Below are 25,582 nucleotides of genomic sequence, written 5' to 3'. Positions count from 1 at the left end.
GGCTGATTTGACAGGCGACCACAATCTCGACTGCGATCTGCTCGTCATCGGCTCGGGCGCGGGCGGCCTGGCGGCGGCGGTCACCGGCGCCTCGCTCGGTCTCGACGTCATTTTGATCGAGAAAGAAGAGCAGCTCGGCGGGACCACGGCCTGGTCGGGCGGCTGGATGTGGATCCCGGGCAATCCGCTGGCGAAAGCCGCCGGCATCGTCGAGCCTCCCGAGCAACCGAGACTCTATTTGCGGCACGAACTCGCGGACGGCTATGACGAGAGCCGGGTCGAGATGTTCCTCGAGCAAGGTCCGCGCATGGTCGAGTTCTTCCGGCGCGAAACCCATCTGGCCTTCATCGACGGCAATCAGATTCCGGATTTTCACGGCAGGAGTCCGGGTGCGGTGACGGGCGGCCGCTCGGTCTGCGCCGCGCCGATCGACGGCCGCGAGCTCGGCCCTCGTATCCGCGATCTCAAGCCGCCTCTGGATGAAGTCGCCCCGTTCGGAATGGGCATCGCCTCCGGCGCCGATCTCAGGCATTTCCTCAATGCCCGCTCGTCTCCGACCTCGTTCTTCCACGTCGCCCGCCGGCTTGCGCGGCATATGCTCGATCTGCTGCGCTTCGGTCGCGGCATGCATCTCGTCAACGGCAATGCCCTGGTGGCACGGCTGCTGAAATCCGCCGATAGCCTCGGCGTCCGCATCATGCCGGGGACACCCGCGCAATCGTTGCTGCGGGAGGGGGCTCGCGTCGTGGGCGCCCGCGCTGGGCGCGACGGGACGACGGTCGAGATTCGCGCGCGCCGCGGCGTCGTGCTCGCCTGTGGAGGCTTTCCGCACGACGCGCAACGGAAGGCTGCGCTGTTTGCCCATGCCCCGACCGGCCACGAGCATTGGTCGGCGGCACCCGCGAGCAACACCGGCGAAGGCATCCGCCTCGGCGAAGCCGTCGGCGGGCGGCTGCGGACCGATCTCTCCGATGCAGGGGCCTGGGCGCCCGTGTCGCTGGTACCGCATCGCGACGGCTCGTTCGCTCACTTCCCGCATCTGATCGAGCGCGCCAAGCCCGGGCTGATCATGGTGCGCAGCGACGGGACGCGGTTTGCCAACGAGGCCGATTCCTATCATGACGTGATGAAGGCGCTGTTTGCCGCCACGCCGAAAGGCACGCCGGCCGAAGCCTGGGCGATCTGCGACGCAAAGTTCCTCAAGCGTTACGGTCTTGGCCGCGTGCGTCCCCCGCCCTTCCCCGTCGCGCCCTGGATCCGCAACGGCTATCTGAAGCGGGGCGCGACCATCGCAGCGCTCGCGCGGGCCTGCAACATCTCCGCCGACGGACTCGTAGCGACGATCGAGCACTACAATCGCTTCGCCGCCCGCGGTGAAGATCCCGCCTTCGGGCGCGGTGAGGCGCCCTACAATCGCGTGCAGGGTGATGCGGCGCATCTGCCAAATCCTTGCATCGCGCCCATCGAATCCGGCCCGTTCTATGCGGTCAAGATCGTGGCCGGCAGTCTAGGCACGTTCGCAGGCCTCGCCACCGACGAATATGCCCGCGTGCTCGATGGGCAGGCCACGCCGATCGACGGCCTCTACGCCGTCGGCAACGACATGGCGAGCATCATGGCCGGGCGGTATCCGTCGGGCGGCATTACGCTCGGCCCAGCCATGACCTTCGGCTACATCGCCGCGCACCATGCCGGCGGAATTCCACTCGCGAACAACCGGTCGGCCGCGGCCTGACCGCATGGAGAAGAACATGCTCTACGAGATCGCAACCCTGACGGTGAAACTCGGCACCGCGGCCAAGGCCGTGGCCGGCATCGGCGACTACGTCAGCGCATCGGGCGCCAATGGCACGCTGCTCGGCTGCTGGGCCAGCGAGATCGGCGAGCTCAACCAGCTCCTGGTGCTGCGCTCATTCAGCGATCACGAGGCGTGGCGCGCCGAGCGCGAGCGTGCATTGCGTACGACAAATCCCTTCGGAGCCGGCGACGCCATCACCGGGATGAGCTTCGATACCTATGCGCCGTTTCCGTTCCTGCCGCCGCTCGCGCCGGGCAAGTACGGCAGCGTCTACGAGATCCGCACCTATCGTCTCAAGCACGGCGGCGTTCCTCCGACGATCGCGGCATGGGAAGCAGCCATGCCCGAGCGCGGCAAGCTGTCGCCGCTCTCGATCGCAATGTATGCGCTCGACGGGCCGCCACGCTTCACTCATATCTGGCCGTTCGCCAGCCTGGATGCCCGCGCCGCGGTGCGCGCCGAGTCCGTTGCCAATGGCATCTGGCCGCCGAAGGGCGGACCCGACTGGCTGACCGGCGACATGCGCTCGATCATTGCACTGCCAACGGCAATCTCTCCGCTGGCCTGAGGCGACGATCATGCCGCACATCTATTCACTCGCTTACCTCACTTCGGCGCCAATGGCGCCCCCGGATGCGCTGGTCCTCGCCGCCAAGCTCGGCTACCAGGCGATCGGGGTTCGCATCGCGCCTGCGGCGCCGGGCGGCGACTTCTCACCGCTCACCACCGATGCAGCCATGCTGCGCGAAACCATCCGGCGCATCGACGATACGGGAGTTGCAGTGTTCGACGTCGAGATCGCACGACTGGGGGTGGATTTCGAGCCGGAGCGCTTCGCGTCCTTTCTCGACACGGCCGGACGGCTGAATGCGCGCGCGATTCTGGTCGCTGGCGACGATCCAGACGAAGCGCGGCTGACAGAGTCGTTCGCAAACTTCTGCCGCGCCGCCGCGCCTTACGGCCTCACCGCCGATCTCGAATTCATGCCATGGACAGCGGTGAAGAACGCCAAGGAGGCTTTGCGGATCGTGACCAACGCCAATGAGCCCAACGGCCGCGTGTTGGTCGACGCGCTGCACGCCGCGCGCTCCGCGACCACTCTCGCCGATATCGCGTGCCTGCCGCACGACTTGCTGAGCTACGCCCAGCTCTGCGATGCACCCGCCGGCATCCCCACCAGCAATGACGAGCTGATCCACACCGCGCGCTGCGCGCGGCTTCTGCCGGGCGACGGCGGCATCGATCTCGCCGGGATCGTCCGCGCGCTGCCGGACGATCTTCCGCTCAGTCTCGAGATTCCTAACGACGAGTGGCTTCCGAAGCTCGGAGCGGAGGAATGGGCACGGCGGGCGCTGGCCGCAGCCAAGACGACCGTCGCGCACGCGGCAAGGGGGACGGCGAGCGCATGACCGGGCTCAATTTTGAAGGTCGCATCGCCGTCATTTCGGGCGGCTGCGGCGGCATCGGCCGGGCGGTTCGCGAACGGCTTGTAGCCGATGGCGCCAAAGTGCTCGTCTGGGATGTCGCGGATGAGGCAGATGAACGGGTCGATCTCACCGACGAGACCGCCGTCGACGAGGCGATGGCGCGCCTCCTTGCGCGACACGGCCGCATCGACGTTCTTGTCAATGCCGCCGGCATCACCGGCCCCACGGTCAATATCGAGCAGTACAGCCTTGCCGATTGGCGGCGTGTTCTTGACGTGAACCTGACCAGCACCTTCCTCTGCTGCAAGGCCGCCATCACACCGATGCGACAGCAAAACGGTGGCCGCATCGTCAACCTGGCCTCGATCGCGGGCAAGGAAGGCAATGCCAGCATGACCGGCTATTCCGCGGCAAAGGCCGGCGTGATCGCGCTAACGAAATCTCTCGGCAAGGAGCTGGCCGGTACCGAAATTCGCGTCAACGCCATTGCACCTGCCGTGATCGCCACCGATCTCGTCAAGCAGATGACGGAGGAAGCCTATCGGAACGTGTTGGCAAAGATCCCGCTCGGACGCGCAGGCCTGCCGAAGGAAGTCGCCGCGCTGGTCGCCTGGCTCGCCTCCGATGAATGCTCGTTCTCGACCGGCGCCGTCTTCGATCTTTCCGGAGGGCGCGCAACGTATTGAATTGTCTTAAGATGACCGCTTGATACGGATCCGTCGAACATCGATTGCGCCGCGGAGGAGCCCTGCCCGTCTGATCCCGGCCTTGGAATCCTTTGCAGCGTGTCTTCTGGTCAACACATGCTGATCATCGCTCGTGGACCGCAAGCATGCACAAGGTTCCGATGAGGGGTCCTGCCGCGAGGACAGCAAAGGCCGCCGCAAACGAGCCGGTTGCCGCGAACACCACGCCAACAACGCTCGGAACGATCACGCTTCCGAGCTGCCAGAGAGCATTGATCATACCGGTCGCGGTCGCCGTCATCCGCATGTCGACCCTCTCGGTGATCATTGCGGCAAGCAGCGGGCTGTAGACCACGGCAGTCAACCCAAGGAGCGGCGCTGCGATCAGGAATCCGCTTTTCGTGTGCATCATACCGAATACGATCAGCATCGCGGCGAACGCGAGAAGGTCGCAGATGACAAGATTGCGGCGCTTGCCGCCAAGCATGTCCGAGAGCAGTCCATAGAGGGGCTTTGAGACTGCAGCCGCGATACCAAAGATCAGGGCGATCGCGCCCGCATCCACTGGACTGAGCTGATAGCCCCGGATCATCAGCGCGGTCGCCCAGAACGCAAATCCCCACGTACCCCAATTGGCACCGAAGCCGGCAAGCGCGATCAGAACGAGGTTCCTGTCGGCCCACAGTGCTGCAAATCCGCGGCGCCATGTCACCTGATCGGGCGTCTTCGAGTTGCGTTCGCCGGCCCCCGCCGGCGTCAAGTCGGTCAAGAGGAACAGGCAGATCACGGCAACGAGTACCGTGAGGCCACCGAGGCCCCAATAGAGCGCGCGCCAGCCCACGACGCCCAGCAGCATCGGAAAGATCGCGTTTGCGGCGGCGACACCGATCGACGGCGCCGTCGAAAACAGACCAAGCGCCCTGCCGCGCTCGGTTCGGCCGAACCAATCGGCGACAACCTTGACGCAAGCAGCATAGTCCGCGCCGGCGAACAGGCCCATCAGGGCCTGCAGTACGAGCCCCATCGCGAATGAACTGGTCAACCCGAACAGAAACGTGCACGCGGCAAGCGGCGCGAGCGCGAAAAACAGCATCAGCCGCGATCCGATACGGTCGGTTACGAAGCCTGCAAGGCCGCTCGCGATCACGTAGCCGGTGTAGAAGGCCGTCACGTACAGGCCGAGTGTTGCGACCGGAATGTCCAGTGATTTGCTGGCCATGAGATTGGCATTCGCCCATGCCAGCCGGTCGAGGAAGGTCACCAGGAAAGCGGCAAAAACGACCGAAAGGACCACCCATCGATAAGAACCAACCGAACCTTTCGGCTCGGCCGGAGCCGTTGCTGACGCGCCAACCCCTGCATTGGCGCCCCCCGTAGATGCACTTGTCGCATCATCCTGTGCAACGCGCGGTCGCGTGTTCGCAACGACATTCATGGGACGGCCCTTTCCAGTGTCTTGCCGGTCAGCTCCGGCGCGGTCGCCATGCAGGCGTGCGACGAGGGGATGGCCTGGAAGCGCCAACCCTGTTGTTGTCGTGCACGCGCCCGGAACGGGTCGATCGCCGCCATTGCAGGCGCTTCGCAACTCACGTAGATCGTGTCGAGATCCGCCCCGGCCGGCTTGGTCAAGCGGGGCGCTGTGCGCATGGTATTGGTCTCGATCATCCGCTCAGCTAACGGCAGTTGCCGGCGGCAGATGGCCACGCGACGGCAGGGCCCCTGCTGCAGTCAGACTCTTCTGAACAGTCCCGTGCGGCAACGCCCGCACGTCCCAGCCGTACGCCCCGGCATGCGCCGCGAGGTGGCCGGCGGCCTGGCCCAGTGCCATGGCCGTGGCCTGGTGCCGGATCGCCCCATTCGCCTCGCGGGTCGCCGAGATGGCCCGACCAGTGACGACGAGATTCCTGACCGAAATGCAGGTCATGCTGCGCGCTGGAATCTCGAACGGCTGCGCCGGCATGAAGAGCCGGAGCTTGCCATCTTCCTCATGCACATCCAAGGGACCGCAGCCCAGCGCTACCGCATCCTCGAACGGTGTGGCACCGACCACATCCTGTTCCGTAAGCAGGTAGTCGCCGACCAGCCGAACGCTTTCTCGCACGCCGACATGGCTTGCAATTCCAGCCAGCTCGCAAGCTGCAAATCCCGGCATTCTCCGCTTGAGGAAGCTGGCGATGCGACTGACCTGATAGCGTCCGATAAACTCCGCCCTGGTCAGATCGTTGGGGTCGAGATTATCGAGCCCATCCAGATGGCTCATCAGGCAGATGGCGTCAGACGTGCCGACCGGCGAGACGGACAGGACATCCCAGAACAGCTCACCTGTGGCCATGCCCTCGAGAGCAATCGCGCGCTTTTCCTGCCTTGAGAGGGCGCGAAAGCGAGCGACATCGACGTGGGACAATCGAAAGACGAGGCTCATTCCCATGCGGTGCCGACCTGCCTGTACGTCCGCCAGTGGCGCTCCTGCATGGCGCGCAACGACCGCATCCCCGGTCGCGTCGATAAAGCAGCTCGCCCCCACGTTGAGCCGTCCGCCGGACGTTTCGATCTGCACCCCGGTCACACGGTCGTCGTCTCGGGAGGCGCCGCAAATCCGGGCATGAACCAATGCAGACGCCCCGCTCTCCAGGACGAGCTCATCGGCGACGAGCTTTACGATTTCGGGATTGAACGGAAGGCGCTTGAGGTGAAGGGGACGCACGGTGGCTTCCGCCAGCACGTAGTTTTCAAAGCCGTTGGATCCGCCCCGGGCGATCACCCGCTCGGCGAATTCCATGGGCAGGCCGCCGACAGCGCATGTCTCGCCATTGTAGAAGCCGAGCCACTGCGCCACCATCGACGTTGTGCCGGCGCCACCGAAGCAGCCGGATGTTTCCACGACGAGGACGCGTGCACCCTGCCTGGCGGCAGACACCGTCGCCATTAGACCCGAAGCACCCCCGCCGGCTACCACGATATCAAAATGATCACCCGAGCAGACCGGCGGAAGCCGGCCGGCCCTTTGCAACACCTCGCTACTGCCGATGGTCATGGCGCTCCTTCCCTTCGCTCGCGTGTTCAACGCCCGTGTTCTTATCCGGACTATGTGCGCAGGCCGAGACTGGACGCTAGGGCGAACTGTGCGTTTTCGTGCCAAAGTGTGCGCTATACGCACAGCAGTGGAGATCTGATCGATGGCATCGTCGAAACCGCGGTATTGTCGGCCGATTGCGGAGGAGAAACTGAACCGGAATTTCGTAACGGCTTTTGCGCGCGGACTTGCGGTCATCCAGTCGTTCGGCGCCGAGAACAGGGCCATGACGCTGGCGCAGGTCGCCGAACGTACCGGGATGGACCGGGCGGTGGCGCGTCGCCTCCTCCTTACGCTGGTGGAGCTTGGCTTCGCTCGCCTGCATGAGCGTCGCTTCGAGCTGACAACGCGCGTGCTCCGGCTCGCCTACTCGTTTCTGTCGTCCGCCGGTTTCGGCGCTTCCCTGCAACCATTTCTAGACCAGCTCGCCCGTTCGATCGGCGAGACAGTCTCACTCGCCGTGCTCGACGAAGCTGAAGTCGTATTCGTCGCGCGATCCGACATTCCCGGCCGGCGACTGTCTTACGTCGTCACGACAGGCATGCGACTGCCGGCGTTCTCCTCCGCATCCGGACGCGTGTTGCTCGCCTACAAGCCACGCGTCGAAGTGGAGCGGCTGCTGGCGCGGACCAGGATCGTCCGCCACACGCGGCACACGGTCATGCTCAAGCGCGAGATTCTTTCGCTGATCGTCGAGAGCAAGGTGAAGGGCTACTGCATCAACTACCAAGAGCTGGAGGACGGTTTAGTCAGCGTCTCGGTTCCGGTGTTCAATCGAGCCGGTCTTGTCGTCGCGACGCTCAATGCGAGCACGAGCTCGGCGCGCGCCAACAGGGAAAAACTGGCTGGAGAATTTGTCTCCAAGCTGAAGGGGATGGCGGGCGAGCTTTCGTCGATGCTGCCGTAGGAGCACGGTCCATTCGCCTTGTGCGCATAGCGCACAGACTGGAGCTTTTTTGTACAATTTCCGTTGGCACGCTTTCGTTCGAAGGACCAGTATGGTTCCTGACGCGGGACGAGCTCTGAGAGATCGTGTTAGAGATGCTGTGGAGACGAGCATTCCTTTGTGGCGCCATGGCTCTTGGGCACTATTCCGAGCAGGTTCATGCGCAGGCAAACATGCCAGGCATGGTAACGATCGCTGTGAGGTGCCCTGCAGGTCGCCCCGCGGACACTATAGCGCGCCCTCGCTGCGGAATACCTCAGTACAAGCGTGGACTGCAATTACCATCAGCTGCAAACTGGCCACAGCCCATGCTGACTGCCCCGCAAGCTTGCACATCTCATGCTCGCCTAGACCTGCGCGATCACAAGGGGGACCAATGCCTTATGTTCAGCTGAACCTTCCGGGACATTACCCAGCCGCAGCCAAGCGAAAGGCAGCTGAAGTCATCGGCAAACTCTACTGCGAGGAACTACTGGCGCCGCCGGGGGTAGTGAACATCGGCTTTGTAGAGCTCGGGTGCGATAATCTCTATCGCACAGGCTTCGCGCCGATTGAGACGGTGGCGCTCGCAATGGTCGATATCAGGGCAGGACGCAGTGTCGATCAGCGCACGCGGTTCGCTCGCAGACTGACCGAAGCCTGCGAAACCCATCTCGCCGTCCCTGCTGCGATGTTCACCGTCCTCTTCACGCAGCACGCAGGTGACGAGGCTTATCGAAACGGGCGCCTCGCCCCTGACTGGTCGCCGGCCGAGGGCCAGACCAGGCATGCCGGCTGGACATCCAGGGAATGACCAAGTGCTACGGAGGAATCACGTGTCGCAATCATGAGTGAGGCGCTCGAGCAGCGCGATCGCCATCTTGTCGCCGAACACGATGGGCCATTCACGGGTTATGGCCCGTCATTATAACCGCAGGACTGTTCAGAGAGGAAACGAGAATGATCTACGAAATGCGCCAGTATCGCTGCGTACCCGGCCGCCTGCCGGCATTGCTGAAGCGGTTCGAGACTGCCACGCTGAAGATCTGGGAGAAGCATGGCATCAAGCAGGCCGGGTTCTTCACCACGATGATCGGCGAATCTAACCAGGAGCTGACCTATTTCCTGGCCTGGGAGTCGCTCGCCGAACGCGAAAAGAAATGGGGCGCGTTCGTGGCCGATCCGGATTGGCACGAGGCGAGCAACAAGTCCCATGCGGACGGCCAGATCATCGCCAACATCGTCAGCCAGATTCTGGCCCCGACGGCATTCTCTTCGGTCAAATAGCCGTCCTTCCGGACAGAAGGCTGCGGCGCACCACTGATGTTCGAAGGCTAGAGCCGCGCGACCATAGCGATCGAATGGGTGGGATCAACCCCATTCGCCGATCTCAGCCCGAGCCTGTCCCAACAGCGTGGTAAGCACGGCCGAAATAGATCAAACTATCCGTATAGCATGACCTCTGCAGCGCGACCACGCGACAGAACAGCACGTCGTGCGTGCCGACATTGACCATGTGGGCGATCCGACAATCGAACGCAGCAGTGCAGTCGACGAGGAGCGGCGCTCCCGTCTCGAGCGTCGACCATGTGGCCGCGGCGAACCGCTCCTCGGCCGGCACCTTGCCGCCGAACAGGCGAGACAGCGGCTCGTGCCGCGCCGAGAGCACGTTGACGCAGACCGCCTTGTTGCGTGTCACGCTGGCATAGGCGGAAGACGCTCGGTTGATGCAGACCAGTAGCGTCGGCGGATCGTCGGTGACGCTGCAAATCGCAGATGCGGTAAACCCAGCGCGGCCCGCGCTGCCGTCGGTCGTCACGATACTGACGGCGGCACCGAGACAGGCCATCGCGTCGCGATAATCCTGAGAGGCCACGCTCCGCATCGTCATCCTCACGCCCCCGCCGCGGGCGGATATGCGAGTTCGCGCAGCACCTGCGCTAGCACGGAGGCGCCGGCGGCGACATGATCGGGCTCGGCCCATTCGTGCTCGACATGGCTCACCCCGTCGCGGCACGGGATGAAGATCATCGCGGCCGGACAGATTTTTGCGAGATGACGCGCGTCGTGACCGGCGGCCGACAGGATGTCCATGGCGGGGTGCCCCTGCTCCCGCGCCGCCTTCGCGATGCTCGCACGTAGGCGCGAATCGAAGACGTTCGACGGCGCATCGACGAGCGGCGTCACAGTAACCGAGCACGGCGGCGCCTTCTCTCGGCAAAGAGTGTTGATGCGCGCGCCGGCCGCGTCGAGCACCGCATTGTCAGGGTGACGCAGATCGATGCTGAAGCTGACGCGCGACGGCACCACCGACGGCGCGTTCGGCACGACGGCGATCCGGCCGATGGTGAACTTGATGTCGGCATCGATGGTGCCGATCTCGGAATGCAGCGCGGTCGCCATCCGGGCAAAAGCCGCGAGCGCATCGCGCCGCTCCTGCTGCGCCAGCGTGCCGGCGTGGCCCTCGGCACCCTCGAGCACGACCTGAAAGGTCTTCTTGCCCTGGATGCCGGTGACGACACCGATGGTGCAGCCGGCCGCTTCCAGCAGGGGTCCCTGCTCGATGTGTAATTCGAGATAGGCCCCGGCGGCAAAGCCGAGCGACCGGCGCGGCATATCGGGAAAAGCCTGGTGGAGGCGGTCGAGCGCCTCGCCGACACTGATGCCGTCTGCATCGCGCGCAGCGCGGATCGCGTCCATGTCGCGCTCACCGGTAAAGGCCTCCGAGCCCATCATGCCCGGCGCGAAGCGCGAGCCTTCCTCGTTCATCCAGGCGACGACGACGATATCGCGCGCGGGCTTGTCGCCCTGCCCGGCCAGCGAGACCACCGCCTCCAATGCCGCCATCACGCCGGCGGCGCCGTCGAACTTTCCGCCGGTCGGCTGGCTATCGAGATGACTGCCGAGCAGCAGCGGCGGTGCGGCGCGATCGCGGCCGGCCAGGGTCAGGAACAGATTTCCCGCAGCATCCGTTGAAGGCGTCGAGCCCGCTTCGCGCGCCCAGCCGATGACGCGGCGCCAAGCCGCCATCTCGCCGTCGCTCAGCGCCTGACGGTTGACCCCGCCGGCCGGCGTCGCCCCGATCTCGGCGAGCGCCATCAAGCGGGTCCAGAGCCGATCGGCGTTGATCAGAGGCTTGCCCGTCATCGGCTACTTCGTGCGCATGATCTGACCCGGCAGCGCGCGTGGATCGCGCGGCAGCCAGCGTCCGGCCTCGACCTGGGCAATGAACTCGGCGAGCAGTGCGTTGAATGCCGCCGGCTCTTCGAGATTGAGCGTGTGGCCGGTCTTGGGAAAGACCGAGAGACCGCAGGCGGGAATCGTCTTCTTCAGGAAGATGCCGGGCTGCAGACAATGGTCGTCCTCATCGCCGACGATAACCAGCGTCGGCACCATCATCTTCTTCAGGCCGTCTTCGAGGTCATAGAATGACGGCCGCCGCGCCTGGACGCCACGCATCGTGTTGGCGGCGCCGCGGTCGGAATGGGTGGCGAGCCGATCGGCGAACTCCTGCCAGCCGCGCGGATCCTTGTTCTGGAACTGCACCCGGCTCGCACCGAGCGCATAGATCCTGGAAAACTCCTTCGCTCCCTGCTTCTCGAAACTGTCGGCGACTTCGCGCGAGACGCCGCGAAAATACTCCTCGAACTCCTTCTCGCAGCCATAACCGGCGCCGGCCACCGTGAGCGACAAAGCGCGCTCCGGCGTGCGAAGGCCGAAATGCACCGTACAGAATCCGCCCATGGAGAGGCCGACGATATGCGCCCTATCGATCTTGAGCGCGTCGAGCACGGCGACCGCATCATCAGCGGCGATCGCCTGCGAATAGGCCTCCACGCTGTCAGGCACGTCCGACGGCGGATAGCCGCGCGCGGCGTAGCTGATGCAGCGATGGCGCCGGCTGAAATAGCGCAGCTGCGGCTCCCAGCTTGCGTGGTTGCCGCCGAATTCGTGGATGAAGAGGATCGGCGTGCCCTCGCCGGCCTCTTCCACATGGAGCTTCACGCCGTCCTTCGTCGTGATCATCGTCATCGGCATCGTCCCTAGAATTGCGGCGGCAGATCGTTGAGCGTGCGCGCCTGCGCGACCATCTCCGGCAGCAGCGTGCACAGCTTTTCGACCCAGCCTTGCGGCACGGAGGTGCTGATCTTGACGAAGCGGTCGCCAAAACGCTGGGTGTGATAGGTGCCCTGGCGGATCATGATGCCCTGGCGGCGATAGCATTCGACCAGCGCTTCGGGTCGGATGCCCGCCGTGATGGTTTCGAGCACGAGGAAGTTGCCGTGCGAGGGCATGATCGGCAGCGCCAGGCCCTCGATCGCGGCTGCCGCCTCCTGGATCATCGCCTTGTTGGCGCGATCGGTGCCGCGGACCTTCGTCATCCATTCGGCCTTCACCGACAGCCCCGCCTGCGCCGCGCGCTGCGCGATGACGCTGGCGCCGAGCACGCTTGTGGAGGTCTGCGCCAGCTCCTCGAACAGGTCTGGCGCCGCGACGAGCGCCCCGATCCGCAGGCCTGCAAGCCCGAGCCATTTCGAGAAGCTGGTCGAGACCACCGAGCCTTTCGGGGCGACATGAAGGGCCGGCGTGTGGCCGTCGGCGAAATCGCGATAGGTGCAGTCGTGCACCAGCAGCGCGCCGCAATCGCGCGCGATCGCGGCAAAGCTCTCGATCTCCTCGCGCGTATAGCGGATGCCGAGCGGATTGTTGGGATCGACGAGATAGATGATCGCCGTGCGCTCATCGACATGCGCCCTCAAGGCTGCCGGCGTCAGGCGGTAGTTGCAGGCGGGATCGTAGATCGGGATCTCGATCACCTCGGCGCCCTGCTGGCGCGCGAACAGGCACGGCCATTTCCAGGTCGGATCGGTAGTGACAAGCGTGGTGCCGGGCTTGCAGCGTGCACGGCAGATCATCGCCAGTGCGTTGACGCCGCCCTCGGTCACCAGGGCCTCTGCGCCCGGCGTGCCGAGATCCGCGACGATCGCCTCGCGCAGCGCCTCGAAGCCGAGCGGTGGGGCATAGGCATTGAACTCGCCTGCCTCGATCGAGCGCAGCATGGCCTCGCGCACGGCGGGGTGGCTCTCGATATGGTTGGTGTTCTGGCCGAGCCAATAGAGTCCCGGCGTCGCCGAGAGCTCGTCGAAATAGCGGTTGCGGACCAGCGCCGCGGATTGAGGCTTCGACATCGACGCCTCAGATCACCGAGCCGCGCGCGGCGATGCCGCCGTCGATCGTCACCACGGTGCCGGTGATGTAGCCGGACCGCGGCGAGGACAGGAAGGCGACGAGATCGGCGACCTCTTCCGACGTCGCCGGGCGTTTGCCCGGATACTTGTCGAACAGCTCCTCCCAGCGGCTTTCGTCACCGAGCATGTCGATCGCCTTGCGCTTCATGATCTTGAGCATGCGGTCGGTCGCAACCGGACCCGGATTGACCGCGACCACGCGCACGCCGTGGTCGAGGCTGCGCCCGCCGAGCGCCTTGGTGAAGGACATCAGCGCCGCATTGCCGGTCGAGCCCGCGATGTAGCTCGCATCCCAGTTCTCGCCGGAATTGCCGATGATGTTGATGATGACGCCGTCCCTGCCCTTCATCCGCGGATAATAAAGGCGCGACAGCGTGATGTAGCCGAACACCTTGAGATCGAAGCCACGCCGCCAGGCGGCGTCGTCGAGGATCTCCAGCGAGCCGGCCGGGATGTCGCCGGCATTGTTGATGAGGATGTCGATGTCGCCGACTTCGGCCGCCAGCTTCTCCATCGCGGACGTGCTCGACAGGTCGAGCGCATAGATCGTGATCTTCACGCCATGGCGGGCTTCGAGCGCCTTCTTGGCCTCAAGCAGAGCTTCGCCGTTGCGGGCGGCGAGATGGAGATGACACCCCTCGGCGGCGAAGAGCTCGGCCACCGCCAGTCCAATTCCTTTCGACGCGCCGGTGATGAGGGCGGTCTTGTTCGTCAGCTTCAGGTCCACTCCGGGTCTCCAGGATGCAGGCTAGATATACAAGGCCTAGCAATTTGCATACCAAGAGGCCGAAGGGTCATTCGAAGGCGGCGAGGAAGTCCAAGAGGTTGTCGCCGAGCAGGTTGACGTGGTCCCGCATGGCGCTGTGCGCCCGCTCCGGGTCGTGGGCCAGGATCGCCTGCATGATCGCCTCGTGCTCGCGAACGGTATCGGCGATCCGGTTCGGCATTCGCGTCACCCGGCGGCGATAGGCGGCGACCTGATTGCGCAGCTTGCGGGTCTGATCGGCGAGGAAGGCGTTGCGCGAGGCCTCGTAGATCGCTTCGTGGAATTCCTGATTGATGTCGTAGAACACGTCGATGTCGCCGGTTTCGCCTGTCGCGACAAGTCGCTGGTGAATCTCACCAATTTCCGCACCCCAGGCCTGGGAGACGCGTCTTGCGGCCAGCCGCGCGCAGAGCCCCTCAAGCTCTGCCATGACCTGAAACATCTCTATCAGCGCCTGCGCCTTGATGCTGCGGACCGTCGCCCCCTGCCGGCCGCGCAGCTCGACCAGATTGTTCGCCGCCATCAGGCGGAACGCCTCCCGCACCGGCGTGCGGGAGACGCCGAAGCGCTGCGCGATCTCCTGCTCGTCGAGCCGGCTACCCGGCTCCAGACGGCCGGCTGCGATCGCGCCCTCGAGCCTCTGGCGCAGGCTTTCCGCGAGCGTCATGCCGGAGGTCGCGGTGAGGGTTTCATGCCCATTTTTGACGCGCTTGCCTGCGCCATGTGCACCAATACCCGCCATCATGTTTCTCCAATCTCAATATACGTATACATATTGGCGCTCCTATCCCCACGAAATGACCGGTTTTCTCCCGGAGATGCGGGTGCCGCCGAGATATTCGGCCGTCGTTCTCGCAAGTCTTATGCCTGATTTGCGCGAAAATCGCACTGGCACACGAGTTGCTAAGAGATTTCGACGCGGTCCTGCTTCCGTATGCGAATGACCGCCGCAATTATACAAGGATACCCCGGTGCAGGCTGCCCGCCTCCCCCATCCCGGCCCGGCCCCCGAAGCCCCGCAGGCTCAGCCCAAGCCTGAGCCGCTGCTTGAACTTCGCGCGATCAACAAGACATTCGGTGCTGTCGCGGCCCTGTCGGGACTTCAGGCGAACATCGCCCCCGGCGAGTTCGTCACCGTCGTCGGCCCCAGCGGCTGCGGCAAGAGCACCCTCTTCAACATCGTCGCAGGCCTGGAAGAGCCGGATGCCGGCGGCATCCTGCGCTTCGAAGCCAAGAGCTGCCATGCCGCCGACTTGCTCGGCCGCGTCTCCTTCATGCCGCAGCGCGATTTGCTGTTTCCCTGGCGCAACGTGGTGGACAATGCCATCCTCGCGCTCGAGGTCGAGGGGATGCCGCGCGATCAGGCGCGCGCCAAGGCGCTGAAAATGCTGCCCGAGTTCGGCCTCGCCGGCTTCGAGAAGCAATATCCCAATCAATTGTCGGGCGGCATGCGCCAGCGCGTTGCGCTGATGCGCACCTTCCTGTTCGAGCGCGACCTGATGCTGCTGGACGAGCCGTTCGGCGCGCTCGATGCGCTGACGCGCGCGATGATGCAGCGCTGGCTGCTCGACGTCTGGCAGAAATACCGCCGCACGATTCTTTTCATCACCCATGATGTCGACGAGGCGATCTTCCTCGGCGACCGCGTGCTGGTGATGACTGCGCGTCCAGGCTCGGTGAAGCTCGAACAGGTCGTTGACCTCCCCCGCCCGCGCCGCCCCGAGATCGTCACGTCCCCCGAATTCATCCGCCTCAAGCGCACGCTGCTCGATGCGATCGAGGAGGAAAGCATGAAATCGTTCCAGTCCTCCATCGCGCAGGAGAAGTCGCAGTGAACGCGATGTCAGCGAGAGAAGCGCACGGGATCGATCCGGCCGAGTGGGACGCCCGCGTCAAGCTCGCCGCCTGCTATCGCATGGTCGCCAAGCTCGGGATGGACGACCTGATCTATAATCACATCTCCATGCGCGTGCCCGGCCACGAGGATCAGTTCCTGATCAACCCCTACGGGCTGCTGTTCGACGAGATCACCGCGTCGAGCCTCGTCAAGATCGACACCAAGGGAAACAAGCTCGACGACACACCGCATGCGGTCAACGTCGCGGCCTTCGTCATCCATGCCGCGATCCACACCTCGAACCACGACGCGGCCTGCGTGCTGCACACCCACTCCGACGCGAGCGTTGCGGTCTCCGGGCAGGAGAAGGGCCTGCTGCCGCTCAGCCAGTTCGCGATGCGCTTCTACGAGCGCCAGGCCTTCCACGACTACGAAGGCGTCGCTATCGATCTCGACGAGCAGACGCGCCTGGTGCGCGATCTCGGCCCGCACAAGGTGATGCTGATGCGCAACCACGGCATCCTCACCGTCGGTCGGACGCCGGGCGAGGCCTTCATGCTGCTCTACTATTTCGAGCGCGCCGCGCGGATTCAGCTTCAGATGCAGGCGGCGGCCGCAGCCGGCGCCACGCTGGTGATGCCGCCGCACGAGGTCTGCGAGAAGGCCGCGCGCCAGTTCTGGGAATTGCAGGGCGACATTCTGGTCCCCGGCGAACGCGAATGGCCCGCCTTGATGCGCCAGCTCGATCGCACCGATCCGTCTTACCGCAATTGATTTTCACCGCCTGGAGTATGACCATGTTGAGCCGACGCCACGCCTTCTCCGTCCTCTCCGCCATCGCACTGGCGACCGGCTCGCTCGTCACGGCTGCGCCGGCAGCCGAGCCGCAGAAGGCGAGCCTGCGCCTGAAATGGCTGCCGCAGGCCCAGTTCGCCGGCTTCTACGTCGCCGCCGCCAAGGGCTACTACAAGGCCGAGAGTATCGACCTCACCATCAATCCCGGCGGGCCCAACCTGCTCACCGAGAACCTGGTCGCCACCGGCGCCGACACGTTCGGCCTGTCCGGCGGCACCGATAGCGTGTTCGCCGCCCGAGACAAGGGACTCCCAATCGTCTGCATCGGCGTGTCGCACCAGATCACGCCCTTCATCTTCGTCACCCGCAAAGATGGACCTGTGAAGACGATCCAGGATTTTAAAGGCAAGACCGTCACCACCTGGTTCACCGGTGCTAACCACGTGCTCAACGGCATGCTGGCCAAGGAAGGCATCAAGCCGGATGAACTCAAGATCCAGCCGCAGCAGGTCTCTGTCACTCCGTTCGTCGACGGTAGCGTCGATGTCGTCACGGCGACCTATTATAACGAGTTCTACACCATCCAGTCGCGCATGCCGAAGGACAGTCTGAAGACGTTCGTTGCCGAAGATTACGGCATCACCTTCCCGCGCGACACGCTGATCGTGGCCGAAGCGACCGCCAAGGAGAAGCCGGAGCTGGTCAAGGCATTTCTGCGCGCGTCGCTGAAGGGCTGGAAGGACGCCTTCTCCGATCCCAAGGGCGCCGTCGACACCGTGATGGCCGCAGCCCCGACGCTCGATCGGGCGCAGCAGGAGTTCATGCTCACCGAGGTGAAGCGCCTGATGACGTCAGGCGCGGCGGCAAAGAACGGCCTGTTCTGGATCGATGCCGACGCGGTCAAGACCGCTCACGACTTCTTCCTGAAGTATGGCGTGATCTCCAAGCCGCTGGATCTTGCCGCCGCCTATGACGCAAGCTTCATCCAGAGCGTCCCTGCGGCGGACCGGCTGCCGTGAGCAGCCCTGCCGCGACATCGCTCGGTGAGGCCGCCGCCGCGACGCGGTCGATCACGATGCCGGATTCGCTGCGCAAGCTGATTCGGCTCCTGCTCGGCCTCGCCATTGCGGCAGTAGTCTGGGAAGGTGCGGTGCTGCTGTTCGGTATCCGTCCCTACTATCTGCCGCGCCTCAGCACGATCCTGATGGCGATCGCGGCAACGCCTCGGGCCTATGTCGACGGTTTCCTCCGCACGCTCGCCGAGACGCTGATTGGCTTTGCGTCCGGCGGCGCCTTCGGCGTGCTCATGGGCATCGTGTTCTTCCGCGTCCGCGCGCTGCGCGAAATGATCTTTCCGATCTTCGTGGTGTCGCAGACCATTCCGGTCATCGCTTTCGGTGCGCTGGTGGTGCTGTGGTTCGGCAACACGCTGCTCGCCAAGGCGATCATCGCGTTCTATCTGACCTTCTTTCCGGTGACGGTGAACACGCTGCTGGGCCTCGATACGGTCGATCCCAAGCAGGTCGCGCTGATGCGCAGCTTCGGCGCCTCCAATCGCCAGCTCCTGCTGCGCCTTCAGCTTCCGACGGCAATGCCGCAGATCTTCGTGGCGCTGCGGCTCGCAGCATCATTGAGCCTCGTCGGCGCCATCGTCGGTGAATGGTTCGGCGACACCACCGGCCTCGGCGTGCTCTTGCTCCAGGCCATGTTCACTGAGAACGTCGTCGCGATCTGGGGCGCTCTGCTCGCCGCGGCCCTGCTCGGCACGGGCTTCTATGCGGTGGTCGCCGCGGTGGAGCGGCGGCTGGTGTTCTGGAGCGCCGAGCAATGAGCCGCGCGCTCGCCTCGCCTTCGCTCGCCGTCCAGCGCGGCATTCTCGGCGCCGTCATCCTGATCGCGTGCTGGGAAGGCATCGCGCGCGGACTGCATCTGCCGGCCTATGTTCTCCCCGCGGTCAGCGACATCTTGGTGGGTCTCTGGTCCAAGCGCGCGATACTCATTGACGCCGCCGGCTACACGCTGCTCGAAGCACTGGCGGGATACGGCCTCGGCTGCCTGATCGGCATCGGCCTCGCCGTCGCCATCGCGCTGGCGCCGGCGTTGCGCAGCGCGATCCTGCCGCTCGCGACCGCCATCAATTCGGTGCCTGTGGTCGGCTATTCGCCGTTGATCCTGCTCTGGTTCGGCATCGGCGTCAGCTCGAAGATCGTTATGGTGGCGATGGCGGTGAGCTTCACCATCCTGCTGTCGATGCTGGCCGGGCTCGACCGCGTCGATCGCCGCGCCGTCGACCTGATGAAGAGTTTTGGCGCGAGCCGCCTCAGCGTGCTGTGGCGATTGCGCCTGCCGACCGCTCTGCCGCTGCTGCTGGCGGGCATGCGCGTTTCCACCGTGCGCAGCGTGATCGTGGCGATCGTCACCGAGATGTTAGGGGCCCATGGTGGGCTCGGCTGGGTGATCTACCAGGCCGTGCTCCAGATCGACTTCGTCCAGGTCTGGTCCGCGATCTTCGTCGCCTCGGCGGCGAGCCTCGCCTTCTTCGGCCTGATCGGCTTTCTCGAGCAAAAAATCCTGTTCTGGACATGACGCCATGAAACGACAGATGCATCTCGGATTGTTCATCCTCGGCACCGGCAGCCACGTCGCGGGTTGGCGCTATCCCGGTGCAGTCGACAGTTTTCAGGACTTTGCGGCGATCCAGGAGATCGGCCGCACCGCCGAGCGCGGCAAGTTCGACCTGATCTTCATGGGCGACAATCTCTACGCCGATGCCGCCGCCCATCCCTCCTACGCGCTGCGGCTGGAACCGCTGACGATGCTGGCCGCGCTTTCGACTTCGACCAGCCATATCGGCCTTGGCGCGACCGTCTCCACCACCTACAGCGATCCGTTCTCGGTCGCACGCGTGTTCGCTTCGCTCGATCACATCTCCAATGGCCGAGCTGCGTGGAACGCGGTGACGACGGCGAATCCGGCAACGGCGGCGAATTTCGGCACGAGGCATCCCGACCACGCCAGCCGCTACGAGATGGCGGGCGAATTCCTCGATGTGGTCAAGGGCCTGTGGGATGGCTGGGCGGATGATGCCATCGTCGCCGACCGCGGCAGCGGCCTTTACATCGATCCCGCAAAGCTGCGCCCGATCGACCATGACGGCACCTTCTTCAAGGTAAAGGGCCCGCTCAATATCGGCCGCAGCCCGCAAGGCCAACCCGTCGTGCTCCAGGCCGGCGGCTCCGAAGCCGGACAGGCGCTCGCCGCACGCACCGCCGATATCGTGTTCTCGGTGGTGCAGGATATTGACGAGGCCAAGGCCGGCTATACCTCGTTGAAGGCGCGCCTGCCGTCGTTCGGCCGCAAGGCCGAGGACGTCACCGTGCTGCCGGGCGTGATGCCCGTGGTCGGCCGCACCGACAAGGAGGCGCTCGAGAAGCTTAACGTGCTCCAGAACTTTGTCAGCGGCAGCAACGCGCTCGCGATCCTGTCTGACCGCTTCGGCCGGGACATGTCGGCCTACGATCTCGACGGGCCGATCCCCGACATCGCGCCCTCGGATAGCTATCACAGTTTCGCCAGCGTCATGCTCGCCAAAGGGCGCCGCGAGAACATGACGCTGCGCGATCTCTACAATCTCACCGCCGCCGCCCGCGGGCATTGGGTGCTGTGCGGCTCGGCCGAGCGCATCGCCGACACGCTCCAGCTCTGGTTCGAGGAGCATGCCGCCGACGGCTTCAACGTGATGCCGCCCTATTTCCACGAAGGCTTCGAGGATTTCGTCCGGCTCGTCGTGCCGATCCTGCAGGAGCGCGGGCTGTTCCGTGCGGACTATGAGGGCACGACATTGCGCGATCATCTCGGCCTTGCACGGCCGGCGAATCCGTTCTTCGCGGCTTAGAGCACGCCGACGACGCGCAGTGCCTGCTCGAGCGCCTTTAGCTCGCCCGGTGTCGCCGCCGGCTGCGGCGGCCGCGCCGCATCGCACGACAGACGGCCGAGCCGCTTCAGGCAGGCCTTGAGCCGCACGGTCGCCCGTCCTCCCGGCGCATCCCGATAGATCGCGACAGCCAGCGGATAGAGCTTCTCATGTGCGGCGCGCGCCCGCTCCCAATCGCCGGCCTCCGCCGCATTCCAGAGGCCAACGATAAGTTCCGGGACGACGCAGGCAAGGCTGACCTGGCTGCCGGCCGAGCCGACGAGATAGCTGGTCAGCAGGTGCTCGTCGCCGGAGCCGAGCACGACGAAGTCCTGTCGCAGTTTCCGGATCAGCCTGAGATTCTGTTCGTAGGCCGCAACCTCCCAGCTGCCTTCCTTCACCGCAACGAAGCGCGGATCGGCAACGAGCCGCGTAAGCAGCGGCGGCGCGTAGGCCATCGCACCCGCGCCGACGGGCGCGGCGTAGAGCATCAGCGGAGCGGTCGTCGCATCACGGATGCGGCTATGATGCTCGATCACGCAGTCATCGGCGTGGCCGAGCGCCCAGCTGTTGGGCGGAAATACCAGCAGCCCGTCCGCGCCGGCCTGTTCCAGTGCAGCCGCCTCGCGCGCCGCTTCCAGGCTCGATTCATGATTGACCCCGGAGACGATCAGGCAGTCCTTCGGCGCGTGCTGGCGCGCCAGCTCCACCACGCGCCGCTTCTCGGCCAGGGACAGCACAAAATTCTCGCCGGCGTGGCCGTTGACGAGGAGCCCATTAATGCCGAGTGTGGACGAAACCGACGCGAGATGGTTTGCGAGCTGCGCCTCATCGATCTCGAAATCGGGCGTCATCGGCACGATGGTGGCGGCGTGAATGCCGCGCAGGCGGTCGCTGAATGTCCGCATCTTGGCCGATCAGTGAATGATCTGGTCGAGGAACGTCCGCGCCCGCTCGGACTTCGGATGCTTGAAGAATTCCTTCGGCGCGGCCTGTTCGACCACCTTGCCCTCGTTCATGAACACGATTCGGTCAGCGACCTCGCGGGCAAAGCCCATCTCGTGGGTCACGCACAGCATGGTCATGCCCTCTTCCGCGAGCTTCTTCATGGTCTCCAGCACTTCCTTGACCATCTCGGGGTCGAGCGCCGAGGTCGGCTCGTCGAACAGCATGATCTTGGGACGCATGCACAGCGCCCGCGCGATCGCGACGCGCTGCTGCTGGCCACCTGAGAGCTGCCCGGGGAATTTCTCGGCCTGATCGGGAATCCGGACTTTTGTCAGGAAATGCATGGCGAGGTCCTTGGCCTCCGCCTCGCTCATGCCGTTCGCGGTCATCGGCGCCAGGGTGCAGTTCTCCAGCACCGTCATGTGCGGAAACAGATTGAAACTCTGGAACACCATGCCGGTGTCGCGCCTCACCGCATCGATGTTCTTGCGCTGATGGTCGAGCTCGACGCCGTTGACGTAGATCAGGCCTTCGTCGTGCTTCTCGATGTGGTTGATGCAGCGGATGAGCGTCGACTTGCCCGAGCCGGAAGGACCGCAGACCACGATCTTCTCGCCCTTGGCGACCTTGAGATCGATCTGGTCGAGCGCGGTGAAATCGCCATAATGCTTGTAGACGGCCTCCATGCGAACCGCAGGCACCTCGCGAAGCTGCGGCTCCACTGTTGCACCTTCCGTCGTCGTCATCGATATCTCGCTCATGCGCGGGCCTCCACACTCGCCTGCGCAACCGGCGCACTCGTTCTGACCCGCCTGGTTTTTGCGGCACTCGATCGACCGAAATGCTTTTCCAGCCGGCGTTGCACCGCATCCCAGACCGAGGTGAGGATCAGGTAATATGCCGTTGCCGCCGCATAGACCTCGAGGATCTGGAAATGCTCCTGCATCAGCATGTCGCTGCGGCGCATCAGCTCCTCGACCGAGATCACGGAGGCCAGCGAGGTCGCCTTCAAGAGCGAGTTGATGGAGTTGCCGAGCGGCGGGATCATCAGGCGGAACGCCTGCGGCAGGGTCACGCGACGGAACGTGACCCAGGGCGACAGGCTGAGCGCCCAGGCGGCTTCGCGCTGCCCCGCCGACACCGCCATGAAGCCGCTGCGTACGATCTCGGCGAGATAGGCCGCTTCGTTGAGGATCAGGCCGATGAGCGCGCAGGTGATCACACTGAACTTGATGCCAAGCTGCGGCAAGCCGCTGTAGATCACCACGAGCTGGATCAGAAGCGGCGTGCCGCGGAAGAACCAGATGTAGAAGCGCGCCGCGCCTGCGAGCACCGGATTGGACGACATGCGCAGCAACGCGATGCCCATGCCGAGGATCAATCCGCCGACGACCGCCGCCACCGTCAAGCCGATGGTGACGAGCACTCCCTTCATCAGGAAGTAGTTGAAGAAGTAGCTGACGGCGGCTGTCGGACTGAAATGGCTCATCGGCTCGTCTCCGTAAGTATCAGGCCGGACCGGGGCCGGCGATCGCGAGCGGCTGATCAGCCGGCATGGCGGTCAGGCCGAACTTGTCGAACAGCGCCTTATAAAAGCCGTCGGCGCGCATTGCGTTCAGCACCTTGACGACGGTATCGGCGACTGTCTTGTTGCGGAAACCAAGCGTGGTCCTGGCCGTGCCGAGCCCGCTCAGGACTTCCTTCACGCGGCCACGGCCGACCAGATCGCGCGCCACGCTGTCGACCAGCAGCGCATTGTCAACCTGGCCCGCGAGCAGCGCGCTGACGACGTTGGTCGCGGTGGGGAACGTCCGCATTTCGACGGCGGCTCCGCCTTTCGCAACGCTGGCCTCGCTGAGCTTCTTGAGCCAGTTCATCTGGTAGCTGCTGACCTCGACGGCGGAAGATTTTCCAAACAGATCGCTTTCGGTAGCAATTCTTGTGCCGCTATCGGGGGCCACCACGACCGAGATCGCCTGAATGGCATACGGCACCATGTACATCAGCTTCGAGCGTTCCTCGGTCCAGAACATGCCGGTGTTGACGCCGTCAATTCGCGCTGCGCCCAAGGCAGGAATCATGGCCGGAAAATCCATCCGGACGAGTTCGACCGGAAGGCACAGCCGCTTGCCGAGCTCGGCGGCGAGCTCGACGTTGAGGCCCTGCAACTGGCCGTCCTTGTCGACGAATTGCTGCGGCGGATTGGTCGGGTTGATGGAGAGCTGCAATTTGCCGGGCGCAATCAGATTGTCGTCGGTGATTGCGGGCGTGCAGGCGGCATGCACCGCCGTGGACGCGAAAACGAATGCGGCGGCCGCACTCAAGCGAAACAGTGTCGAGACCATGGATACCTCCAGTAAGACGCCGATGACCGATGCAATTCCTCGCCCGGGATTCCCCCTCGGTGTTTCTTGGATGCGGCTGGCCGGATCTCTCGACACGGCAGGCAGCATCGTCCTTGATCCGCTCAAGCCGGTCCCGACATCGGCCTGAGCTGGATGCGCATGAAATTCTTCACCAGGGATTCGAACGGACCAAAGCCCTTCACCTTCAGGAACTCCGGCGTCTCGAATGCCCATCGCCCCGCGACTTCGTACATCGCGGCGTATTTCGGCCCATCGCCGATCGAGATGAAACGCTTGGCCGAGAGCCAGCCGGGACAGGCGAGCAGATCAGGAAAATGCGTCTGCTCGTACCAGGCGTTGAACGCAGCCTCGTGCTCGGGATCGATGTCGACCCGCACGATATGGATGAAGGCTTCGTCCGGCATCTACTCGTTCCTCATGCCAGACGGATGTCGCCGGCCGTGCGCGCTGCGCCGACTGTCGTTGCGATGGCATCGCACAACGCGGGCAGAACCGGCAGCAGCGGCGGCCGCGGATCGGCGTTGCGGATCAGGCCGAGCGCTTTCAGCCCGACCTTCATGCGGGTGTGCATGTCCATGATCGGCGCCGGCCCGTAGATGGCGCGGACGATCGGATAGAGCCGCTCGTTGACGGCGCGCATCGCCTTGAGGTCGTCGGCGAGCGCGGCCTGCCACAGCGCTGCGAACAGATGCGGCGCAAGGCTGACGAGACCGGACAGAATGCCGTCGCCGCCGACGGCGAGCTGCGGCAGGAACCAGTTGAAATTTGACGGCAGGATCGCCACGGAGGGATCAGCCTGCTTCACCGCCCGTCGGTTCTCGTCATAGGCCAGCATGGTATCGCTGCCCTCCTTGATGGCGATGACGCTGTCAATCGCTGCAATCTTCGCCAGCGTCTCCGGCGAATAGCCGAAGCCGGACGCGAGCGGATACTGGAAGACGGATACGGGAATGCCGATGGCGGAGCTCACCGCCTGCACGAATGCCACCGGCGCACGCGACGTCGCCGAGGCTCCGCCGCCGAGCGGCGCGGGCGGGAACAGAACGGCGCAATCGGCGCCGGCAGCTTCCGCGAGCTGCGCCTGATGAATCGCTTCCGCCGTGGAATGCGCGATGATGCCGGCCAATAGCGGCTTGCCGCCGATCTGCCGGCGCGTCCGCTCGATCACGGCCTGACGTTCCTCGTCCGAGAGCGACCCACCCTCGCCGGCGTGGCCATTGACGAACACCGCCGCGATTCCATCCGGGCACGCGCAATAGTCCAGCACGCGGGCGTATCCGTCCCAGTCGATCGAGCTGTCGTCCCTGAAGGGCAGCACGGTCGCGACCGTGACGCCGCGCAAATCCGGTTTCTTCATCGGCTTGCTCATGACGGTTTACGCCGCGGAAATTTCAGGCTCGCGCGCGCCTTCAGCACTTCGAGGCCGCCTTCGTTGCGCGCGCTCGCTTCCCAGATGATGGTGCGGGTTTCGTCGTGCTGCTCAGCGATCCAGACGTCGATGGTGAGCGTGTCGCCGTAAAACACGGGACCGGTGAACCAGAAGCGGTCCTCCACCGATATGCCGATGGTGCCGACCAGCTCAGAGGTGAGGATGCTGGTGCAGAGGCCCGCAACCATGATCCCCGGCGCCAGCCTGCGGCCAAAGCGCGTCGCGCCGGCATAGACCTCGTCGACATGAACAGGGCCGAAATCGCCGGTCGCGGCGATGTAGAGCGCGCCATCGGCTTCGGTGATGGTCTTGCTCAGGCTGACCCTGTCATTCACCTTGAGATCGTCGAAGGATCTTGGTTCGTACATGG

29 protein-coding genes are annotated in these 25,582 nt (G+C 64.6%); 13 read left to right on the top strand and 16 right to left on the bottom strand.

What is annotated here, in order from left to right; genetic code table 11:
• Nucleotides 1-7 precede the first annotated feature (7 nt).
• From P6U28_RS10725 to P6U28_RS10710, 4 genes are read left to right on the top strand one after another with little or no spacing between them, the layout of a single operon-like run.
• Nucleotides 8-1,735: an FAD-dependent oxidoreductase gene (locus P6U28_RS10725; RefSeq protein WP_122403656.1), complete on the top strand. Its 1,728-nt coding sequence runs from the start codon at nucleotides 8-10 to the stop codon at nucleotides 1,733-1,735.
• Nucleotides 1,736-1,751: 16 nt separating this feature from the next.
• Complete coding sequence (locus tag P6U28_RS10720; protein WP_122406719.1) at nucleotides 1,752-2,366, top strand: NIPSNAP family protein; 615 nt, start codon at nucleotides 1,752-1,754, stop codon at nucleotides 2,364-2,366.
• 10 nt (nucleotides 2,367-2,376) lie between these two features.
• Nucleotides 2,377-3,207 carry a sugar phosphate isomerase/epimerase gene (locus P6U28_RS10715; protein ID WP_122403657.1) on the top strand — a complete coding sequence of 277 codons (831 nt, stop codon included), beginning with the start codon at nucleotides 2,377-2,379 and terminating at the stop codon, nucleotides 3,205-3,207.
• Complete coding sequence (locus tag P6U28_RS10710) at nucleotides 3,204-3,911, top strand: SDR family NAD(P)-dependent oxidoreductase (protein ID WP_122406720.1); 708 nt, start codon at nucleotides 3,204-3,206, stop codon at nucleotides 3,909-3,911. Before P6U28_RS10715 ends, P6U28_RS10710 begins: the two co-directional genes overlap by 4 nt.
• Nucleotides 3,912-4,035: 124 nt before the next feature.
• On the opposite strand, the gene P6U28_RS10705 is transcribed toward P6U28_RS10710, so the two are convergent.
• The 3 genes from P6U28_RS10705 to P6U28_RS10695 all read right to left on the bottom strand — a co-directional run bounded on the left by P6U28_RS10705 (nucleotide 4,036) and on the right by P6U28_RS10695 (nucleotide 6,945).
• On the bottom strand, nucleotides 4,036-5,205 hold the full coding sequence (locus tag P6U28_RS10705) for a nitrate/nitrite transporter (protein WP_160118831.1): 1,170 nt from the start codon (nucleotides 5,203-5,205) through the stop codon (nucleotides 4,036-4,038).
• Between the two features lie 137 nt (nucleotides 5,206-5,342).
• On the bottom strand, nucleotides 5,343-5,576 hold the full coding sequence (locus tag P6U28_RS10700; RefSeq protein ID WP_122403659.1) for a hypothetical protein: 234 nt from the start codon (nucleotides 5,574-5,576) through the stop codon (nucleotides 5,343-5,345).
• A gap of 4 nt (nucleotides 5,577-5,580) precedes the next feature.
• A complete protein-coding gene (locus P6U28_RS10695; RefSeq protein WP_407122192.1) occupies nucleotides 5,581-6,945 on the bottom strand; it encodes an FAD-dependent oxidoreductase in 1,365 nt (454 codons plus the stop codon).
• Nucleotides 6,946-7,087: 142 nt separating this feature from the next.
• Between P6U28_RS10695 and P6U28_RS10690 the strand changes: the two genes are divergently transcribed.
• The 3 genes from P6U28_RS10690 to P6U28_RS10680 all read left to right on the top strand — a co-directional run bounded on the left by P6U28_RS10690 (nucleotide 7,088) and on the right by P6U28_RS10680 (nucleotide 9,196).
• Nucleotides 7,088-7,891, top strand: coding sequence for an IclR family transcriptional regulator C-terminal domain-containing protein (locus P6U28_RS10690; RefSeq protein WP_407122191.1), 804 nt, complete (start codon nucleotides 7,088-7,090; stop codon nucleotides 7,889-7,891).
• Nucleotides 7,892-8,306: 415 nt separating this feature from the next.
• A complete protein-coding gene (locus P6U28_RS10685) occupies nucleotides 8,307-8,723 on the top strand; it encodes a tautomerase family protein (protein ID WP_209295157.1) in 417 nt (138 codons plus the stop codon).
• 146 nt (nucleotides 8,724-8,869) lie between these two features.
• Nucleotides 8,870-9,196 carry an NIPSNAP family protein gene (locus P6U28_RS10680; RefSeq protein WP_122403663.1) on the top strand — a complete coding sequence of 109 codons (327 nt, stop codon included), beginning with the start codon at nucleotides 8,870-8,872 and terminating at the stop codon, nucleotides 9,194-9,196.
• Nucleotides 9,197-9,299: 103 nt separating this feature from the next.
• Here the strand turns inward: P6U28_RS10680 and P6U28_RS10675 are convergent, their stop codons facing one another.
• The 6 genes from P6U28_RS10675 to P6U28_RS10650 form a co-directional block, all read right to left on the bottom strand.
• Complete coding sequence (locus P6U28_RS10675; protein WP_162500606.1) at nucleotides 9,300-9,794, bottom strand: flavin reductase; 495 nt, start codon at nucleotides 9,792-9,794, stop codon at nucleotides 9,300-9,302.
• Nucleotides 9,795-9,802: 8 nt separating this feature from the next.
• Nucleotides 9,803-11,056 carry a Zn-dependent hydrolase gene (locus P6U28_RS10670; protein WP_122403665.1) on the bottom strand — a complete coding sequence of 418 codons (1,254 nt, stop codon included), beginning with the start codon at nucleotides 11,054-11,056 and terminating at the stop codon, nucleotides 9,803-9,805.
• A gap of 3 nt (nucleotides 11,057-11,059) precedes the next feature.
• On the bottom strand, nucleotides 11,060-11,941 hold the full coding sequence (locus P6U28_RS10665; protein ID WP_162500313.1) for an alpha/beta fold hydrolase: 882 nt from the start codon (nucleotides 11,939-11,941) through the stop codon (nucleotides 11,060-11,062).
• Nucleotides 11,942-11,952: 11 nt separating this feature from the next.
• On the bottom strand, nucleotides 11,953-13,098 hold the full coding sequence (locus P6U28_RS10660; RefSeq protein WP_122403666.1) for a pyridoxal phosphate-dependent aminotransferase: 1,146 nt from the start codon (nucleotides 13,096-13,098) through the stop codon (nucleotides 11,953-11,955).
• A gap of 7 nt (nucleotides 13,099-13,105) precedes the next feature.
• Nucleotides 13,106-13,885: an SDR family oxidoreductase gene (locus P6U28_RS10655; RefSeq protein WP_122403667.1), complete on the bottom strand. Its 780-nt coding sequence runs from the start codon at nucleotides 13,883-13,885 to the stop codon at nucleotides 13,106-13,108.
• Between the two features lie 67 nt (nucleotides 13,886-13,952).
• Nucleotides 13,953-14,591 carry a GntR family transcriptional regulator gene (locus tag P6U28_RS10650; RefSeq protein ID WP_162500314.1) on the bottom strand — a complete coding sequence of 213 codons (639 nt, stop codon included), beginning with the start codon at nucleotides 14,589-14,591 and terminating at the stop codon, nucleotides 13,953-13,955.
• A 304-nt stretch (nucleotides 14,592-14,895) separates the two neighbouring features.
• Between P6U28_RS10650 and P6U28_RS10645 the strand changes: the two genes are divergently transcribed.
• Genes P6U28_RS10645 through P6U28_RS10620 form a run of 6 tightly spaced genes read left to right on the top strand, consistent with a single transcriptional unit; the run spans nucleotide 14,896 to nucleotide 20,451 of the window.
• Nucleotides 14,896-15,759 (top strand): ABC transporter ATP-binding protein, encoded by an 864-nt coding sequence (locus P6U28_RS10645; RefSeq protein ID WP_122403668.1) that lies wholly within the window; start codon nucleotides 14,896-14,898, stop codon nucleotides 15,757-15,759.
• Nucleotides 15,756-16,535 (top strand): class II aldolase/adducin family protein, encoded by a 780-nt coding sequence (locus tag P6U28_RS10640; protein ID WP_122403669.1) that lies wholly within the window; start codon nucleotides 15,756-15,758, stop codon nucleotides 16,533-16,535. The genes P6U28_RS10645 and P6U28_RS10640 overlap by 4 nt, the downstream gene beginning before the upstream one ends.
• 23 nt (nucleotides 16,536-16,558) lie before the next feature.
• Entirely contained in the window at nucleotides 16,559-17,575 is a 1,017-nt protein-coding gene (locus tag P6U28_RS10635) for an ABC transporter substrate-binding protein (protein ID WP_122406722.1), read from the top strand.
• Nucleotides 17,572-18,387: an ABC transporter permease gene (locus P6U28_RS10630; protein ID WP_122403670.1), complete on the top strand. Its 816-nt coding sequence runs from the start codon at nucleotides 17,572-17,574 to the stop codon at nucleotides 18,385-18,387. Before P6U28_RS10635 ends, P6U28_RS10630 begins: the two co-directional genes overlap by 4 nt.
• The gene (locus P6U28_RS10625; protein WP_122403671.1) at nucleotides 18,384-19,142 is read left to right on the top strand and encodes an ABC transporter permease; all 759 of its coding nucleotides are present in this window, start codon (nucleotides 18,384-18,386) and stop codon (nucleotides 19,140-19,142) included. The genes P6U28_RS10630 and P6U28_RS10625 overlap by 4 nt, the downstream gene beginning before the upstream one ends.
• A gap of 4 nt (nucleotides 19,143-19,146) precedes the next feature.
• Entirely contained in the window at nucleotides 19,147-20,451 is a 1,305-nt protein-coding gene (locus P6U28_RS10620; RefSeq protein WP_122403672.1) for an LLM class flavin-dependent oxidoreductase, read from the top strand.
• Here the strand turns inward: P6U28_RS10620 and P6U28_RS10615 are convergent.
• The 7 genes from P6U28_RS10615 to P6U28_RS10585 all read right to left on the bottom strand — a co-directional run bounded on the left by P6U28_RS10615 (nucleotide 20,448) and on the right by P6U28_RS10585 (nucleotide 25,580).
• Complete coding sequence (locus P6U28_RS10615; protein WP_122403673.1) at nucleotides 20,448-21,377, bottom strand: dihydrodipicolinate synthase family protein; 930 nt, start codon at nucleotides 21,375-21,377, stop codon at nucleotides 20,448-20,450. The genes P6U28_RS10620 and P6U28_RS10615 overlap by 4 nt on opposite strands.
• A 9-nt stretch (nucleotides 21,378-21,386) precedes the next feature.
• Complete coding sequence (locus tag P6U28_RS10610) at nucleotides 21,387-22,178, bottom strand: amino acid ABC transporter ATP-binding protein (RefSeq protein ID WP_122403674.1); 792 nt, start codon at nucleotides 22,176-22,178, stop codon at nucleotides 21,387-21,389.
• A complete protein-coding gene (locus tag P6U28_RS10605) occupies nucleotides 22,175-22,906 on the bottom strand; it encodes an amino acid ABC transporter permease (RefSeq protein ID WP_122403675.1) in 732 nt (243 codons plus the stop codon). The genes P6U28_RS10610 and P6U28_RS10605 overlap by 4 nt, the downstream gene beginning before the upstream one ends.
• 19 nt (nucleotides 22,907-22,925) lie before the next feature.
• Nucleotides 22,926-23,762 (bottom strand): ABC transporter substrate-binding protein, encoded by an 837-nt coding sequence (locus tag P6U28_RS10600; protein ID WP_122403676.1) that lies wholly within the window; start codon nucleotides 23,760-23,762, stop codon nucleotides 22,926-22,928.
• A gap of 122 nt (nucleotides 23,763-23,884) precedes the next feature.
• Complete coding sequence (locus P6U28_RS10595; RefSeq protein ID WP_122403677.1) at nucleotides 23,885-24,187, bottom strand: DUF4286 family protein; 303 nt, start codon at nucleotides 24,185-24,187, stop codon at nucleotides 23,885-23,887.
• 11 nt (nucleotides 24,188-24,198) lie between these two features.
• The gene (locus tag P6U28_RS10590) at nucleotides 24,199-25,140 is read right to left on the bottom strand and encodes a dihydrodipicolinate synthase family protein (protein WP_244607670.1); all 942 of its coding nucleotides are present in this window, start codon (nucleotides 25,138-25,140) and stop codon (nucleotides 24,199-24,201) included.
• Nucleotides 25,141-25,148: 8 nt separating this feature from the next.
• A complete protein-coding gene (locus tag P6U28_RS10585; RefSeq protein ID WP_122403679.1) occupies nucleotides 25,149-25,580 on the bottom strand; it encodes a MaoC/PaaZ C-terminal domain-containing protein in 432 nt (143 codons plus the stop codon).
• Between the last annotated feature and the right edge of the window lie 2 nt (nucleotides 25,581-25,582).

This window comes from Bradyrhizobium sp. STM 3561 (assembly GCF_045571455.1).
In the GTDB taxonomy this organism is placed as follows: domain Bacteria; phylum Pseudomonadota; class Alphaproteobacteria; order Rhizobiales; family Xanthobacteraceae; genus Bradyrhizobium; species Bradyrhizobium vignae.
The sequence above is the reverse complement of the archived record's forward strand: the minus strand, read 5'-3'. Positions and strand labels throughout refer to the sequence as shown.

Excerpts from the sequence above, each read along its gene's own strand:
- P6U28_RS10595 (WP_122403677.1), bottom strand. The coding sequence starts at position 24,187 with ATGCCGGACGAAGCCTTCATCCATATCGTGCGGGTCGACATCGATCCC.
- P6U28_RS10700 (WP_122403659.1), bottom strand. The coding sequence starts at position 5,576 with ATGATCGAGACCAATACCATGCGCACAGCGCCCCGCTTGACCAAGCCG.
- P6U28_RS10585 (WP_122403679.1), bottom strand. The coding sequence starts at position 25,580 with ATGTACGAACCAAGATCCTTCGACGATCTCAAGGTGAATGACAGGGTC.
- P6U28_RS10600 (WP_122403676.1), bottom strand. The coding sequence starts at position 23,762 with ATGGTCTCGACACTGTTTCGCTTGAGTGCGGCCGCCGCATTCGTTTTC.
- P6U28_RS10680 (WP_122403663.1), top strand. The coding sequence starts at position 8,870 with ATGATCTACGAAATGCGCCAGTATCGCTGCGTACCCGGCCGCCTGCCG.
- P6U28_RS10710 (WP_122406720.1), top strand. The coding sequence starts at position 3,204 with ATGACCGGGCTCAATTTTGAAGGTCGCATCGCCGTCATTTCGGGCGGC.
- P6U28_RS10605 (WP_122403675.1), bottom strand. The coding sequence starts at position 22,906 with ATGAGCCATTTCAGTCCGACAGCCGCCGTCAGCTACTTCTTCAACTAC.
- P6U28_RS10610 (WP_122403674.1), bottom strand. The coding sequence starts at position 22,178 with ATGAGCGAGATATCGATGACGACGACGGAAGGTGCAACAGTGGAGCCG.
- P6U28_RS10695 (WP_407122192.1), bottom strand. The coding sequence starts at position 6,945 with ATGACCATCGGCAGTAGCGAGGTGTTGCAAAGGGCCGGCCGGCTTCCG.
- P6U28_RS10620 (WP_122403672.1), top strand. The coding sequence starts at position 19,147 with ATGAAACGACAGATGCATCTCGGATTGTTCATCCTCGGCACCGGCAGC.
- P6U28_RS10660 (WP_122403666.1), bottom strand. The coding sequence starts at position 13,098 with ATGTCGAAGCCTCAATCCGCGGCGCTGGTCCGCAACCGCTATTTCGAC.
- P6U28_RS10720 (WP_122406719.1), top strand. The coding sequence starts at position 1,752 with ATGCTCTACGAGATCGCAACCCTGACGGTGAAACTCGGCACCGCGGCC.
- P6U28_RS10650 (WP_162500314.1), bottom strand. The coding sequence starts at position 14,591 with ATGACGCTCGCGGAAAGCCTGCGCCAGAGGCTCGAGGGCGCGATCGCA.
- P6U28_RS10615 (WP_122403673.1), bottom strand. The coding sequence starts at position 21,377 with ATGCGGACATTCAGCGACCGCCTGCGCGGCATTCACGCCGCCACCATC.
- P6U28_RS10690 (WP_407122191.1), top strand. The coding sequence starts at position 7,088 with ATGGCATCGTCGAAACCGCGGTATTGTCGGCCGATTGCGGAGGAGAAA.
- P6U28_RS10635 (WP_122406722.1), top strand. The coding sequence starts at position 16,559 with ATGTTGAGCCGACGCCACGCCTTCTCCGTCCTCTCCGCCATCGCACTG.
- P6U28_RS10685 (WP_209295157.1), top strand. The coding sequence starts at position 8,307 with ATGCCTTATGTTCAGCTGAACCTTCCGGGACATTACCCAGCCGCAGCC.
- P6U28_RS10625 (WP_122403671.1), top strand. The coding sequence starts at position 18,384 with ATGAGCCGCGCGCTCGCCTCGCCTTCGCTCGCCGTCCAGCGCGGCATT.
- P6U28_RS10675 (WP_162500606.1), bottom strand. The coding sequence starts at position 9,794 with ATGCGGAGCGTGGCCTCTCAGGATTATCGCGACGCGATGGCCTGTCTC.
- P6U28_RS10715 (WP_122403657.1), top strand. The coding sequence starts at position 2,377 with ATGCCGCACATCTATTCACTCGCTTACCTCACTTCGGCGCCAATGGCG.
- P6U28_RS10670 (WP_122403665.1), bottom strand. The coding sequence starts at position 11,056 with ATGACGGGCAAGCCTCTGATCAACGCCGATCGGCTCTGGACCCGCTTG.
- P6U28_RS10590 (WP_244607670.1), bottom strand. The coding sequence starts at position 25,140 with ATGAAGAAACCGGATTTGCGCGGCGTCACGGTCGCGACCGTGCTGCCC.
- P6U28_RS10665 (WP_162500313.1), bottom strand. The coding sequence starts at position 11,941 with ATGACGATGATCACGACGAAGGACGGCGTGAAGCTCCATGTGGAAGAG.